Below are 13777 nucleotides of genomic sequence, written 5' to 3' on the forward strand. Positions count from 1 at the left end.
TTTTGTCTTCAGCTCCATTTTTACGACGATATTTACCTTCAACATGTTAACATTAGATAACACAATTCTTTTACATTAAAAAGGTTATCTAAATTATGAAATTGATGATGTCAGTGCTCAGTAGTTTAATATTGGCAAATATCAGTATCTCAGTTATGGCAGAAGAAAAAGCTTCGCCATTAGCCGCGTCGCTTATTGTCGGTCTTGAGTCCTATCCTGACTCAGAATATAGCTCAATGTCTCGCGGTGCTGGTGTGTCAATAATTTGGGATGACCGCCGTTACAATAATGGCTTAAAACTGGATGAGAATTATATTCGCGCGCGCGCTACCTATTACTTCGAGAAAGACTCAGAAAAATACGATAACGACCGCTACCGTGATTCAATGGATGCTAAATTTCACTTTTATCGTCCTTTTACCAGCTTCGGTGATCAGCAACAATATATTGTCAGTGCGCACACGCGTGTTGAAGGCCATTACAACAGCCAGCAATTAGAAGAATTTGAAATATTAGCCATTGCAGGTTTAGGCTTAAATCGTCGCTTTACCGATGTTAATCATTACGATCTTGGTTTTGTATTGGGTGCAGGTTATAGCAAAGAAGAAAAAGATGATGATTGGCCACGTAATGAACTTGGTCACGGTGTCGATGTTCTTGGACGCTCTGGTCTAGGTTACTTTTTTGAATGGAACAACGCCTATACTTTCACCAATACGGGCGTACAAATTACGGCCTCTTATAGCCATTTTTCCGGTGAATGGGCCTATGACAATAATCAATTTTATAAAGTTGATCATTTAAAATTTGGCGTCGTTGTGCCATTAGGTAATCAGAATAATTTACTCCATTTCGCGACTGAATATGTCAGCCGTGATTATGAATTAGATTTAATTGGTTTTGATGATGTGTTGTACCGTGTTGGTGCGGAATACATTCACTATTTCTAAACTAATATCTCAATTGTGATAAACATGGTCTGTTTAGATGAGTTAATCCCCATCTAATTGAGCGCTATGGCTATTGCATTAACATTGGTCAAATACCCAATACACATGCCACTCAGCCGTTAAAATAAAAAGCACGCTATCAATACCATGATGGCGTGCTTTGTTATTTTTAGCTTATCGCCACGGAAAAGTGGTGAAGAAAGCCTTATAAGGCAGCTAATATCGCTTCAGCCGTGCTGACTTCAAATGCTTTTGGTGCTTCCACATTTAATACTGTCACCACACCATTATCAACAACCATGGCATAACGCTGTGAACGTACACCACCAAAACCTGCGGTATCCATTTCTAAACCTAATGCTTTTGTAAAGCTAGCATCGCCGTCTGCAAGCATCATTAATTCTGATGCATTTTGCGCTTCGCCCCAGGCTTTCATCACGAATGCATCGTTAACCGACACGCAGGCAATAAAATCAACGCCCTTGGCTTTAAGCTGGTCCGCTAGTACTACAAAACCTGGCAAATGCGCTTCTGAACAGGTTGGCGTGAATGCGCCTGGAACAGCAAACAATACCGCTTTTTTACCCGCAAATAACTCAGCAACATTGTGATTGACCATGCCATCTTTGGTTAATTGGCCTAAAGTACCTACGGGTAAAGCTTGTCCTTGTGCGATCATTTTTAAATCCTTAATGTGTTATGAAGCCTGAATGTCGCAAGCTAAACGGCAAGTGACATTAAGGCAGAAATATGAATATTGTACGCGGGTTAGCATAAATTAGCCCAAACTAATTCACCACAATTTAGCTTAACAGATAAGATAAATCAGCATCATTTTAGAACAGCTCACTTTATCAGAAGGTGAATGATTAAAAACACTTAGCTTAGCCACTTACAAGGGGTTGTATTCAGGTAGTTCTATCAAAAAAACTTAAGTTTTATCAATGTACTTAAGTTTCATCAATGCACTAAGCGCTAACACATTGTTTAAGGCTCATGGCATTACTCACTAGCTATCGCCTTAGGCGTTATGGGTAAAGTGACTAACACGACCAATCCATTGGGTAAATTGGGCTGAAGATGAATTGCGCCACCGTGCAGGCCGACAATATGCTGACAAATGGATAAACCTAATCCAGCCCCTTGGCTATCATTTTCATCTACCCGATAAAAACGCTCCTTGGCGCGGGTAATTTGGGTGTCAGTCATGCCTTTTCCACTATCAGTAACGCGAAGCAGGATTTGACCATTAACTTCTGTGGCATCAATAGAAATCATTGATTCTTTAGGGCTATATTTACAGGCATTTTCAATTAAATTTTTACACACTAATGCCATATAAAAAGGGTCGACATTGACCATTAAATCATCGGCAATATTTATCTGCCATTCATAATCGGCAATTATCGTAATCAATTGATTTATTGAAGTTTCAATAAGGTCGCTCACCCGAGTAGGTGCTAAGGTCAAGGCATTTAATGCGTCAACTCTAGATAGCAACAACAATTGCTCAACCATATGACTCATGCGCTCAACCCCCTGTTCAATCGCATTTAAATGCAGCTGAGCATCCTGTAATTGTGGCGCTAATGATTCTGGCACGTCATTTAATACTTCCTGCAGGCCATCATGGTGAAGTTTCACAATCGCTAAAGGGGTTTTTAGCTCGTGTGCGGCATCGGCACTAAAGCGCCTTTCACGCTGCATGGCTTGAGCAATCCGCGCTAAATAATCATTTATCGCATGCTGAACAGGCACTAACTCTTTGGGCAGTTCAAGGTGTAAAGAGGATAAATCTTGCGGCGTTCGACTTAGCAAACGGGTTTCTAAGGCTTTTACGGGCTTAAACAAATAGTAGGTAAACAAGAGTAAAATTAATAACACTATCGGGGTGACAATTAAAGGTACTGCCCAAGCGTTAGACATCATTTGATCAAGTAATTCTTTGCGCACATCCTCAGTTTGAGCGGTCACTATCCACACTTCATGTGTTTGTGAATAATAGCTAAACACATGCCACGACACATCATCAATATTGCGCAGTTCATATCCTTGCGTAAACGAGGTTAACGCTTTATCACCTGAACTATCTGAAAAAACTAATAAATCCCCCATCGAATTTAATAACTGAAACGACAATTTATGTTCATACATTAAATTCAGCGCGGTAGATTGTTCGGCAAATGTCTCAATATCTGTCGTTTGAACATGAAGTTGAATCGGTTGCAGGGCAAGTTGTTCAACCTTACTTTGGGTAAATTGATTAACGTAAAATAACTCAAGCACTTTGGCGGTTTGAAGCATCTGAGCATCAAACAACTCTTCAATTTGCTCTCTAGCATCTTCACGATTTAAGGCATTGGTGATCACCACAGTGATAATCATTGCAATAGTTATCAAGACGCTCATCAACATGCGTAATGAATAAATAGATTGCAGTTTTTGTCGCAACGCGGCAAACATTAGACCACCTCAACCAGAGTGTAACCTATGCCGCGCACGGTTTTGATTAACTCATTGGCCATTTTCTTGCGCAAATGATGAATGTGTACCTCAATTGAATTACTGCCCACTTCTTCCCAACCATAGGTTAACTGCTCAAGCTGACTTCGCGTTAATACTCGCCCTGCCGATTGAGCAAACTCCAGCAGCAACTGGTATTCTCGCCTTGAAAGCTGAATAGGTTCACCTTTGAAAAACACTTCGCATGTTGAAAAATCGATACTCAACGCGCCATACGTAAATTGATTATGGTCTAAACCATATTGTCTTCTCACAATCGCGCGAAGTCGTGCAGCCAGCTCACGTACATCAAAAGGCTTACTGAGGTAATCATCTGCGCCCATATCCAAACATGCCAAACGAGTATCAAAATCGGTGTTAGCTGTCAGCACGATTGTCGGCACTGAAATACCCTTTTTACGCCATTGTTTAAGTAAGTCTGTACCATTACCGTCGGGTAAACCGAGGTCGAGAATAATTGCGCTAAAATCTTCATAATCTAACGCCGTTAACGCCCGTTGATAGCTAGAAATATGATCAACTTGCATGCCCAATTTCGTTAAGCTGAGGCACACGCCCTGGGCCAATAATGCATTGTCTTCAACCAGTAATACCCGCATGTTAATGTCGCCTTACGTTATAAACTATCTGAATACTTTAAAGTTTACTGATTGCTGCTGAAGAAAAACCTCAGCATCTTTACCTTGCAACATGGCCATTGTCGCTAACATGCCCGCGGTGATGCAATTAGGTCCTAAAACGGTCACTGAGCGAGGTGCATCAAGCACCGGATAACCTGTGCTTGGATTAATAATATGCCCGTAACGACGTCCATCCACCTCAATAAATCGTCGCGTATCACCACTGGTTGCCAAAGCCCCTTGATGAACACTCAATAACGCAGCAGCATTATCTAAGGCATCTGGGTTTTCGATACCAACTTTCCATGGGTCACCTACTTTAGGGACTAAACAGCTAATATCACCACCAAAGTTAACCAATACTGAAATATTAGGCCACTTTTCAGCTAACAAATAAGCCACTTTATCAACGGCATATTCTTTACCTATCCCGCCAAAATCAAGATTCATTTGTGCTGGCATAGTGATCTGTTGTTCATCAAACTTCACCGCAGCAAAGTTTACTTGTACTTTTGCCAGCATAATATCGGCTTCGGCGGGCACTTTAGCACCGGCATCAAAGCGCCACAAACGCATTAGTGGGCCCGCACTAATATCAAAATCCCCCTCACTTAACTGATAACATTGCTGAGCAAAACGCAAGAGCTGCAAGGTTTCGCTATCGATTGCTGTACCCATGCCTTGAGCATGATTAATTTGCCACAGTGGATTGCCCTCAATAAAGCGACTGTATTTTTGCTCAATCCGTGCCGCCTCTTTACTGGCAATATCTAACATTGCTGTTGCAATGGTATGATCGTCGGTGGCAATTAGCAGTTCACACGGGCTAGCCATTGCACGAAAACAAGCTAAAAAGCCCCAGCTCCGACCCTGTAAAGTCGACGTTGGGGCATGATTTATCACATTTGATGAACGCATTCGCGGATTATCTCAGATCACTTAACATGTTCATCTTAAAACGAATAACTCACTTGCGCCACAATCGCTTTTACCTCAGGAAATAGTTCAAATTGATTCAACTGTCCAATTAACTCAGTGCCATTATTTTCAGGCGCCTGTTGGTAATACTCTAAACGGTAGCTAAGTTCATGTCCGCCAGACAAACGCTGACCAAACTTTAATCCCACCGTATATGCGCTCATATCGCCAATACGATAATCGGCACTGGCAAATTCAGGCAAAGGCTCATCAGCTAACAAAAAGGGCTGATAAAAATTGGCTGCCTGTTGTTGGTAGTAGCGCAGGTGTATTTGAGCATAAAACTGTGGGCTCAAATAATATCGATAATGGGTTTCCAACGTGTGGGATGAAATGTCCCAATCATCGGTACTGTAACGATAAGAGAAATCAACCACACCTGAATCTAACGCGCCTTTAGCCATTAAAAACACACTGTGTTTTAAGCGGTCTTCGGGGCGATTTTCATAACGGTAAGCCTGAGCTGTACCACTACTATCAACCTGAGATAACACCTTATATGGATCGGTCATGTAGCCCGACACATTAGACAGCCCGTAGTTAGCTTGCATTAACCAATAACGATTAATGTTTTGGGTAACCCCAAGCATAAGATCAAACGTTTGCTTATCATCGGTACCGGATTGACGGGTGTCATCAAATGCAGCTTGAAACGCCGCCTCGGTATCATATTTAGCTCTAAGTGCCATTTCAGATAACGCCACAGGCCTGCCACCTACGGCATCAATGGTATCTTGGGTAAACGCCCCTGATAACGCCACAATTGTGTTGTTTTTATTAAAGCTGCGCTCAATACCTGCATTTAAACCTAACGATAAATAATCAAATTCAGTTGAGCCATTTAACCCCACATTTACGGTCCAATCTGGGTTAAGTACTTCCATCCAATTCGCGCTTAACTGTACACGGGTATCGTGAAAAGTATCATCAAGCGGAGTTTCACCCGCATTAACGGTATACTCACCATTACCTGAAGGCCGCGTAAAGGTTTGACTACTGTCCTGCGCCACCGCGCCTGATGCCGACGCCCCCGTTAAACTGTCTACCACCAGCTTCATGTCTAATAGCGAGTTATCACCAAAGGATTTCTGCACATTACCAATGACTTCAGCGGCTTGCACCCTATCCTGCTCGCCGTAATACATAATGGCGGCGTCCACTTTCCAATCATCCGATTTTACAATTTCGTTCAGATCTGTCGCTTGGGCATTAGGGTTGATTAAACTGCAACTCGCCATGGCTAAGGCGCCTGCAATATTGCGTTTTTGAGTTAATTGCATCCGCAACCTCCCCCCGCTAATGAGCGGCCACCACTGGTACCTTCTTTACTAAAATAAATATGGTCGTCTAAAGCCATATCCAGCTTTTCACTGTCTAGAGCCATATCAGCTCTAGCGAGTTGATCTTTTTCCCACGGCTCAACCCCCAAGGTTGAGCAAGCCGATAAACCAGTTAGCATAACAATAGCGAGTCCAGCTTTGACATTGAATCGAATCAAATGGTTTTTCATAAACTACTCCACTAACAACTGTTGAATTTCTTGCTCGTACAAGGCTTTTTTATCATCATAAAAACCCACATGCTTTTGCACTAGCTCGCCTTGGCGATTAAACAAAAAGCTACTGGGCATGCCTTGTAGCTCAAATGATTTAGCCACATCGCCTTCGGGGTTATAACGCACAGGGAAATTCGCGGGTAACTTTGTTAAAAACTGTGCTGCAAGCTCAGGTTCAACATCCAAATTAATCGCCACCACGGCTAATCCTTTGGCGGCATATTTAGCATGCATGTCATTCATCCAAGGGAATGATTTACGACATGGCCCGCACCAAGATGACCAAAAGTCGACATAAACCACTTTGCCAGCAAACTCTGACAGGTTAACGGTTTCACCTTGGGCATTTTGCACTGCATAATTTAACCCCGGTGCTGCAGTGCTTGAGTGGGAAAACGTGATAAACCACAACGCGCTGAAGCATAAAGACAGTGCATGGACGGCTTTTTGAAACGACAGTGACGAAACTTGATAATGAATGGCTGGCATGATCAATCCTGATAAACCCTTTACTAGCAATCTATCGAGCCAATCTTAAGGTTTTCTTAAGGAAAAATGATAAGTGTTTATTTTGTAAAATCAGTCATTAGCACCACTAAGCCCGCTATCATGATTATTGCGCATTCGGTTATCTTTATCCGATAAATCCCATGCAACTTGTAAGGTTAGCAACAGGCATAAGCAATGATATAATGCCGTCATCAGCGATATTTTATATAAGGTTTACATCATGGCACGCACCGCTAGCGCATTACACATTTTGGTCAAACACAAAGAGTTGGCCGATGACATTATGGCTAAGCTAAAAAAAGGCGCTAAATTTGATGTGCTTGCAAAACAGCATTCGACTTGCCCATCAGGCAAAAAAGGCGGCAGCTTAGGTGAGTTTAAACAAGGCCAAATGGTACCTCCCTTTGATAAAGTGTGCTTTAGTGGCGAGCTTATCACCCCGCATTTGGTTAAAACAAAATTTGGCTGGCATGTGGTAAAAGTGTTGTACAGAACATAAATTAGCCTGCCAAATAACAAGCCAAAATGATGTTAAAAAGTGTGTTTCCTGCCCGGCAGTGGAGGTAAGCATCAAAGCCTGAAGCTGCATGCCCCAATTAATATGATCATGATTCCGCTATTGATATCCGATTATTTGTTATAGTTATATTCGCTACAGTAGGCAGTGAATAGTGATTTGCCTATTTTAACTTTTTCCTTGCATGCGTTAATCCCGCTAAACTATAAGTAACGCGAGTAAAAACTTAAATTGTGGTGCATATTTTTCAACGGATGCGCATTGCATCGCTCACAATGAGCAGAGAAATTCATCCGCAAGGCAAATCAACTTTTTTCCCTCAATCAGCAGACACCCAAACACCACAGATCAAAAGGTTGCCAATTGACTATGTATAAACATTTTTTTAAGTACTACGGACGCTCAGCGGTCATCTTTATTGCAGTCCTCTTGACTGGATGTGCAGTGTTTGCAGGCTTAAATTTCGATAGTTTATACGGTGAAGCCCAGCCACAGCAGCGCATGGTTGCCACAACCTCACCTCAAGCTCAGCACTACATTAATGATGTTAAACCCATAATAGATAACCGTTGTGTGGTCTGCCATGCCTGCTACGATGCACCATGTCAGCTAAAAATGTCCTCCGCTGAAGGGATAGACCGTGGCGCGAATAAAGACAAAGTGTACCAAGGCACCCGCTTACTTGCCGTTGATACCACTCGTATGTTTGTCGATGCCAAATCAACGGCAGAATGGCGCGATAAAGGTTTCTTCCCCGTACTGAATGAGCGCACACAATCAGCAGAGGCCAACACGCAAGCAGGTGTGCTTGCCCGAATGCTGCAGTTAAAACAACAGCACCCTCTGCCTACTGAAGACATTCTTGATGACTCGTGGGACTTTTCTTTAGATCGTAATCAACAATGTCCATCCGTTGAAGAAATGAGCCGCTATGAAGCGCAATTTCCTCAATGGGGAATGCCTTATGGTTTACCGCAAATATCCAACCATGAAAATACGATTTTGATGCAGTGGCTTGCCAATGGAGCCCCGATGGCAGCTATTCCCGCCCCTTCTATTGCGGAACTGAACGCGATAGAAAAATGGGAAACCTTCCTCAATATCACCTCATTAAAACAACGACTAACGAGTCGCTATATTTTCGAACATTTGTTTGTTTCTCATTTATATTTTGATGACATAGCAAGCGGCCAGCCGACCTTTTTTAAATTGGTAAGATCGACAACCGCACCAGGTAAACCCATAGATATTATTGCCACACGTCGACCTTACGATGATCCTCAAACCGAGGTGTTTTATTACCGTTTAGAACAAGTGCGCGAAACCATCGTAGATAAAACACACATGCCATATGCACTCAATGATGCCAAGCTTGAACGTATCAAGTCATTATTTATTGAGCCTAATTATAGCGTTACAGTTTTACCAAGCTATGAAGCAAGCGTGGCTGCTAATCCGCTTATTGCCTTCACCGACTTACCCGTCGAGGCGCGATATAAGTTTATGCTTGATAATGCGCAAAACACGATTATGGCTTACATAAAGGGCCCAGTATGCAGAGGACAGCTAGCACTCGATGTCATTAATGATAGGTTTTGGGTGTTTTTTGTCGATCCTGACTTACCAGAACTTGCACAACAAAATGATTTTTATCGCTCACAGGACGATAACCTGACTCTTCCAGCAGAAAAAGAAAGCAACACATTACGGCCTATTGCAAATTGGATTAAATATGCCGGCCAACAAGGTGACTTCCTTAGAGCTAAAAACGCATTTTTAGATAAACAATTTAAACATAATGAGCATTTAACTACTCAACTGATTTGGGACGGTAATGGCATTAATTCGAATGCAAGTTTAACGGTTTTTCGTCATTTCGATAATGCTTCTGTCGTACAAGGATTAGTGGGCGAGCAGCCTAAAACAGCTTGGGTGATTGGTTATTCGCTATTAGAGCGGATTCATTATCTACTTGTTGCTGGCTATGATGTTTATGGTAATTTTGGCCATCAATTGATTACACGCATGTATATGGATCTTCTTCGCATGGAAGGTGAGTCAAATTTCTTAACATTTTTACCTGCCAAAAACCGTCATCAAGAACTGGCGGATTGGTATCAAGATGCAAATTTGTATTTAACCAAACATCTTGCGGGTGATATTAATGAAGTCAGTACTCCCCCCGCAATTACTTACACCACAGATAACCCAAAACATGAACTATTACACATGCTCAAAACACGGCTAGAAAAGGTGTTACCCACACGTTACGCACTTGAGTCGACAAAGCTTTCAAATGAAAGTAAGGATTATCTGCAAAAGATTAATCAGCTCAAAGGTGAAAGCGCGTCTATTTTTCCCGAGCTGACGTTTATTATGATTGAGCCTGAAGATAGCGCACTTGATCCGCAACTGTTTACCCTAATAAGAAACAGTGCCCATAAGAATATCTCTAGCTTATTTGATGAAGAATCAAATCGGCAATATCAACGCGATGATGTCACGCTTGTTAACGGTTTACTGGGGAGTTACCCGAATGCTTTTTGGCGAGTGAAAGAAACGGAGTTACCCGCATTAGTTACTCAAGTATTACAGGTCAAAACGGCGGGTGATTACACAAAGTTATTAGATAATTTTGGTGTCCGAAGAACAGACCCGTCTTTTTGGTATTTTAGTGATGTATTAATGACACAATATAAAAAGAATCACCCAATAGATGCAGGGATACTTGATTACAATCGACTTGAAAATCGATAACCACATTTATTATTCATTATGATGAGTTGGGGTTTAGTTTATTTACAAGCAAATAACAGGCAACCAGTGCGCAACAATTAACCACCAAATTTAACATTTAGGTTAAAAAATCCGTATGTGTTAGGCTCTTTTGATAATGAAAAAATTATTTTTCATTAAAAGAGCCCATCTAAATATGACCAAATCAAATTCACTGTTTTTAATTTCATTCACTTATATCTGCGTAATTACAATGAGTGCCTGTAGCAGCACGTCAAAACTTGACGTAATCAAATCAGGAGACTCTGTTGCGTTTGTAACAACATCAGATACCGACAAAAACTTACCCCTTAATATTTCAAATAAAGGTATTACAGAAGATGCTACAACAGGAGGACTAGCAGGTGCAGGCGTAGGTGCAGCAACAGGATTACTGTGTGGACCTTTATTTTTTATGTGTTCTCCTTTTCTTGCTTTAACAGGGGCTGTTGGTGGAGGCGGTTTAGGTGCCGTAGTTGGAGGCGTAACAGGACTTTCAACAGAAGATGAAGCTAATTTAACAAGTAAAACCACCATTTTTATTAATCATAACGAACCACAAAAAACACTATTAAATGAAGTAAAAAAACAAGCTAGTAAAAGCTTTACTGTTGTTGATGCTCCTAATAATAATCAAGTCTCTATACAAATTCAGACGCTAGAATTTCATTCATTCAGCGATGGTAGAATTGCGCTTTATGTAGAAGTAGGGGTTATTGTTAATTACCTTGAAAAAGATCGACAGCAAAATAAAACAAAAACTTACCAATATCAGGGGCCACCTGAATTTGTTGATACTTGGTTAGAACAAGATGATATCTTTTATCAGCAACGATTCAATGATGCTTATCGCACGATCACTGATCAAATAATTAGAACACTATAAATTTGTCATGCAAAATCAAACTTACCGAATAGACCTTTTTAAAATTTTTTGGTGATTTGAATTAATGCATAACCAATCCTGACTATAGCGTTATGGGTGTGAATAGGTTTCAGAGTCATTCAACTTTATTCACACCCATTATTAATCACAATGCGTCATAAAATGTGAGGTATCGAGGTGAATGTTGAAATGTTTTTAGCTATGTGCAAAAACAAAATTTATCATTCAAAACGCCCTCAAATTAGCCTCAAATTAGAGGGTGTTTACACCTTTGGTTAAGGCACTTTTGTCTAAAAATGTTTGCCGTCCAATAACGCCTCGACAATCTAAGCCCCCTGATTAACCAACCATAGATTTAACTCTAAATGGCTGATAAAAATACAGATATCGTATTGCTACGTAGACAACAACCCCTGTCGCGATAACCAGCTCTAACTGTGCTAATCGGCGTACCTGCTCAATATAATGCACTGCAATATTGGTTGTTTCCATCCAACTGACCATTTTGAACAACGCTGTTGAGCCTATCACCATCGGGAAAGTAAACGCTGCGTAGCCAGGGCTAAAAGGCAGAGTCAGCAACTTAATAAATGCTAGGTAGATAACACTGGTCATCAACACTGCAATGCCAAATAGTAACGCGATAATGATGGGTGATGGCGTAGTCGATACGGTTAAATACCCTGCCAATGACAAACTCGCTGGGGCTGCTAACACTGCCAAAGTGGGCTTGGCTGCATCGGGTACTTCTTGGCTAAACATCAAACGATAGATCATCAGCGGTAACATCACAGCATACGTTGCCATGCCGAAGACTAAGGCGATATGAGCAATTAAAGCTAATTGTGGGGTGCCCGAAAATGACACATCCGCAACGATGATCCCGACCGGCGGTATAAACCAGCTAGGTACCATGTGGTGTAATTCAAATGCTTTTGCACGATGGTATAAAAAGCTCATTAAAAATACGATATGTAAGCCTACGGCAAATAACCATAATGCATCGCCTGCCAATAAATAAAACTGCCCTAGCGCGTTTGACACGACCATCGTTGCCATGGCAAATGTGGGGAGCACACTTCCAATCACAGGGTGGGCTAAATCCTCTTTTAAAGTATCAGATAAGACTAAAAACTTCACAGCTAATACCATGAGTAACACACTGGCAATGGCCGCGCCTATCAGTTGACCGTAGCCATTTAAATTGGCGATGTTTTCCCAACACCAACCTAAACTGGCAATCCCTAAAGCCAAGCCGGCCATTGGTGTAGGCGCTGTAATTAATTTACCTTTAGCCATATTTATCATGCTGACCTCTAACCTTTTCAATTAACTCGCGGATGAGTTTCTTAATGCGATGTTACCCTCGCCAACTGTTTAGATATATCCAATTATTAAGAACGTGAGTTAAGTAATATTGAACGCTATACTTGGCAATAACAAACCGCCAAACGCTAGGGTCGTCAATGGCGGTATTGATAACAATCATAAGCGGGGGATGATGTCACTATGGTCATGCACATATCTTTGAAGCAGCTCAATGTATTTCATGCGATTACACAATACAAAACCTTAACGGCTGCGGCAGAGCAGCTTTGCTTATCAAAAGCCGCCATCAGCATGGCGTTGGCCGAACTTGAAAAACAACTGTCCCATCCATTGTTTGATCGGGTAAACAATCGCCTTATTCTGAATCAAGAAGGGCGACAGCTGTTACCCCTAGCGGATGAACTCCTAAATCGTGCCCAGCAGATCAACCATCTTTTTGGGGAAAATCCAGCCCTGTATGGCAAACTGAGGGTGGGCAGTAGCGATACCATTGGCAATCATATTAGCCCGTATTTACTCAGCCAATTTCGACAGCAACATCAGCATTTATCGCAAAGTTTATTTATTTCAAACTCGGCCTCCATTTGCCAAAAGTTAGTCGATTTTGAGCTAGACATTGCCCTTATCGAAAGCCAAACCCATCATCCAGATTTGATTTCAATTCCTTTTAGTCATGATGAAATGTGCATAATTAGCGCCAAAGATCACCCTCTCGCCAAGCACAAAAAGCTGACGATAACCGACTTAGAACATAGCGACTGGGTGTTAAGAGAACCTGGTTCTGGCTCACGTGAAGCTTTTATAAATACTCTGGCACCTAAACTGAATCATTGGCAACTTGCCTTTGAGATCAACACCACTGAGGCATTAATTAGTAGTGTTTCAGCAGGACTGGGATTAGGCTGCTTATCGACCTTGGCGGCACAATATGCCATTAAAAGTGGTCGAGTAAGCCAGTTAACGCCGCCCATTAACATGCCTCGACGCTTTTGCTTTTTAATCCATAAAGACAAATATCAAAATCCATTGCTTAAAAGCTTTATGGCTTTTTGTCAGCAATGGCAAGCTACAGGAGCAAACTAAACCCCATCAAAAAACCGCTCAATGAGCGGTTCTTTATGGCGGATTAAGTTA

Annotated in this window: 13 protein-coding genes; 5 read left to right on the top strand and 8 right to left on the bottom strand. The window is 41.6% G+C overall.

What is annotated here, in order from left to right:
• The first annotated feature begins 95 nt into the window (after nt 1-95).
• A complete protein-coding gene (locus OHT75_RS06520) occupies nt 96-950 on the top strand; it encodes a hypothetical protein (RefSeq protein ID WP_264725684.1) in 855 nt (284 codons plus the stop codon).
• Nucleotides 951-1155: 205 nt separating this feature from the next.
• Here the strand turns inward: OHT75_RS06520 and OHT75_RS06525 are convergent, their stop codons facing one another.
• The 7 genes from OHT75_RS06525 to OHT75_RS06555 all read right to left on the bottom strand — a co-directional run bounded on the left by OHT75_RS06525 (nt 1156) and on the right by OHT75_RS06555 (nt 7115).
• The gene (locus OHT75_RS06525; RefSeq protein WP_264725685.1) at nt 1156-1629 is read right to left on the bottom strand and encodes a peroxiredoxin; all 474 of its coding nucleotides are present in this window, start codon (nt 1627-1629) and stop codon (nt 1156-1158) included.
• A 323-nt stretch (nt 1630-1952) separates the two neighbouring features.
• Entirely contained in the window at nt 1953-3413 is a 1461-nt protein-coding gene (locus tag OHT75_RS06530) for an ATP-binding protein (RefSeq protein WP_264725686.1), read from the bottom strand.
• Nucleotides 3413-4072: a response regulator transcription factor gene (locus tag OHT75_RS06535; protein ID WP_264725687.1), complete on the bottom strand. Its 660-nt coding sequence runs from the start codon at nt 4070-4072 to the stop codon at nt 3413-3415. Before OHT75_RS06535 ends, OHT75_RS06530 begins: the two co-directional genes overlap by 1 nt.
• Nucleotides 4073-4096: 24 nt before the next feature.
• Nucleotides 4097-5011 carry an FAD:protein FMN transferase gene (locus OHT75_RS06540; protein ID WP_264725688.1) on the bottom strand — a complete coding sequence of 305 codons (915 nt, stop codon included), beginning with the start codon at nt 5009-5011 and terminating at the stop codon, nt 4097-4099.
• Between the two features lie 35 nt (nt 5012-5046).
• Complete coding sequence (locus OHT75_RS06545; protein ID WP_264725689.1) at nt 5047-6351, bottom strand: DUF3570 domain-containing protein; 1305 nt, start codon at nt 6349-6351, stop codon at nt 5047-5049.
• Entirely contained in the window at nt 6342-6530 is a 189-nt protein-coding gene (locus tag OHT75_RS06550; RefSeq protein ID WP_188842053.1) for a DUF4266 domain-containing protein, read from the bottom strand. The genes OHT75_RS06545 and OHT75_RS06550 overlap by 10 nt, the downstream gene beginning before the upstream one ends.
• 54 nt (nt 6531-6584) lie before the next feature.
• Complete coding sequence (locus tag OHT75_RS06555; protein ID WP_264725691.1) at nt 6585-7115, bottom strand: TlpA disulfide reductase family protein; 531 nt, start codon at nt 7113-7115, stop codon at nt 6585-6587.
• Between the two features lie 241 nt (nt 7116-7356).
• Here OHT75_RS06555 and ppiC point away from each other — a divergent pair, with 241 nt between their 5' ends.
• From ppiC to OHT75_RS06570, 3 genes are all read left to right on the top strand, one after another.
• A complete protein-coding gene (ppiC, locus tag OHT75_RS06560; RefSeq protein ID WP_264725692.1) occupies nt 7357-7635 on the top strand; it encodes a peptidylprolyl isomerase PpiC in 279 nt (92 codons plus the stop codon).
• Nucleotides 7636-8022: 387 nt separating this feature from the next.
• The gene (locus tag OHT75_RS06565) at nt 8023-10410 is read left to right on the top strand and encodes a fatty acid cis/trans isomerase (RefSeq protein WP_264725693.1); all 2388 of its coding nucleotides are present in this window, start codon (nt 8023-8025) and stop codon (nt 10408-10410) included.
• Between the two features lie 136 nt (nt 10411-10546).
• On the top strand, nt 10547-11314 hold the full coding sequence (locus OHT75_RS06570) for a hypothetical protein (RefSeq protein WP_264725694.1): 768 nt from the start codon (nt 10547-10549) through the stop codon (nt 11312-11314).
• A gap of 339 nt (nt 11315-11653) precedes the next feature.
• Here OHT75_RS06570 and OHT75_RS06575 read toward each other — a convergent pair whose 3' ends face one another.
• Nucleotides 11654-12622 carry a TDT family transporter gene (locus tag OHT75_RS06575; protein WP_264725695.1) on the bottom strand — a complete coding sequence of 323 codons (969 nt, stop codon included), beginning with the start codon at nt 12620-12622 and terminating at the stop codon, nt 11654-11656.
• 207 nt (nt 12623-12829) lie between these two features.
• On the opposite strand from OHT75_RS06575, the gene OHT75_RS06580 reads away from it, so the two are divergent.
• Nucleotides 12830-13726 (top strand): LysR substrate-binding domain-containing protein, encoded by an 897-nt coding sequence (locus OHT75_RS06580; RefSeq protein ID WP_264725814.1) that lies wholly within the window; start codon nt 12830-12832, stop codon nt 13724-13726.
• The last annotated feature ends 51 nt before the right edge of the window (nt 13727-13777 follow it).

It is taken from the genome of Shewanella subflava, assembly GCF_025971955.1.
GTDB classification, from domain to species: domain Bacteria; phylum Pseudomonadota; class Gammaproteobacteria; order Enterobacterales; family Shewanellaceae; genus Shewanella; species Shewanella subflava.

Excerpts from the sequence above, each read along its gene's own strand:
- OHT75_RS06520 (WP_264725684.1), top strand. The coding sequence starts at position 96 with ATGAAATTGATGATGTCAGTGCTCAGTAGTTTAATATTGGCAAATATC.
- OHT75_RS06525 (WP_264725685.1), bottom strand. The coding sequence starts at position 1,629 with ATGATCGCACAAGGACAAGCTTTACCCGTAGGTACTTTAGGCCAATTA.
- OHT75_RS06530 (WP_264725686.1), bottom strand. The coding sequence starts at position 3,413 with ATGTTTGCCGCGTTGCGACAAAAACTGCAATCTATTTATTCATTACGC.
- OHT75_RS06535 (WP_264725687.1), bottom strand. The coding sequence starts at position 4,072 with ATGCGGGTATTACTGGTTGAAGACAATGCATTATTGGCCCAGGGCGTG.
- OHT75_RS06540 (WP_264725688.1), bottom strand. The coding sequence starts at position 5,011 with ATGCGTTCATCAAATGTGATAAATCATGCCCCAACGTCGACTTTACAG.
- OHT75_RS06545 (WP_264725689.1), bottom strand. The coding sequence starts at position 6,351 with ATGCAATTAACTCAAAAACGCAATATTGCAGGCGCCTTAGCCATGGCG.
- OHT75_RS06550 (WP_188842053.1), bottom strand. The coding sequence starts at position 6,530 with ATGCTAACTGGTTTATCGGCTTGCTCAACCTTGGGGGTTGAGCCGTGG.
- OHT75_RS06555 (WP_264725691.1), bottom strand. The coding sequence starts at position 7,115 with ATGCCAGCCATTCATTATCAAGTTTCGTCACTGTCGTTTCAAAAAGCC.
- ppiC (WP_264725692.1), top strand. The coding sequence starts at position 7,357 with ATGGCACGCACCGCTAGCGCATTACACATTTTGGTCAAACACAAAGAG.
- OHT75_RS06565 (WP_264725693.1), top strand. The coding sequence starts at position 8,023 with ATGTATAAACATTTTTTTAAGTACTACGGACGCTCAGCGGTCATCTTT.
- OHT75_RS06570 (WP_264725694.1), top strand. The coding sequence starts at position 10,547 with ATGAAAAAATTATTTTTCATTAAAAGAGCCCATCTAAATATGACCAAA.
- OHT75_RS06575 (WP_264725695.1), bottom strand. The coding sequence starts at position 12,622 with ATGATAAATATGGCTAAAGGTAAATTAATTACAGCGCCTACACCAATG.
- OHT75_RS06580 (WP_264725814.1), top strand. The coding sequence starts at position 12,830 with ATGCACATATCTTTGAAGCAGCTCAATGTATTTCATGCGATTACACAA.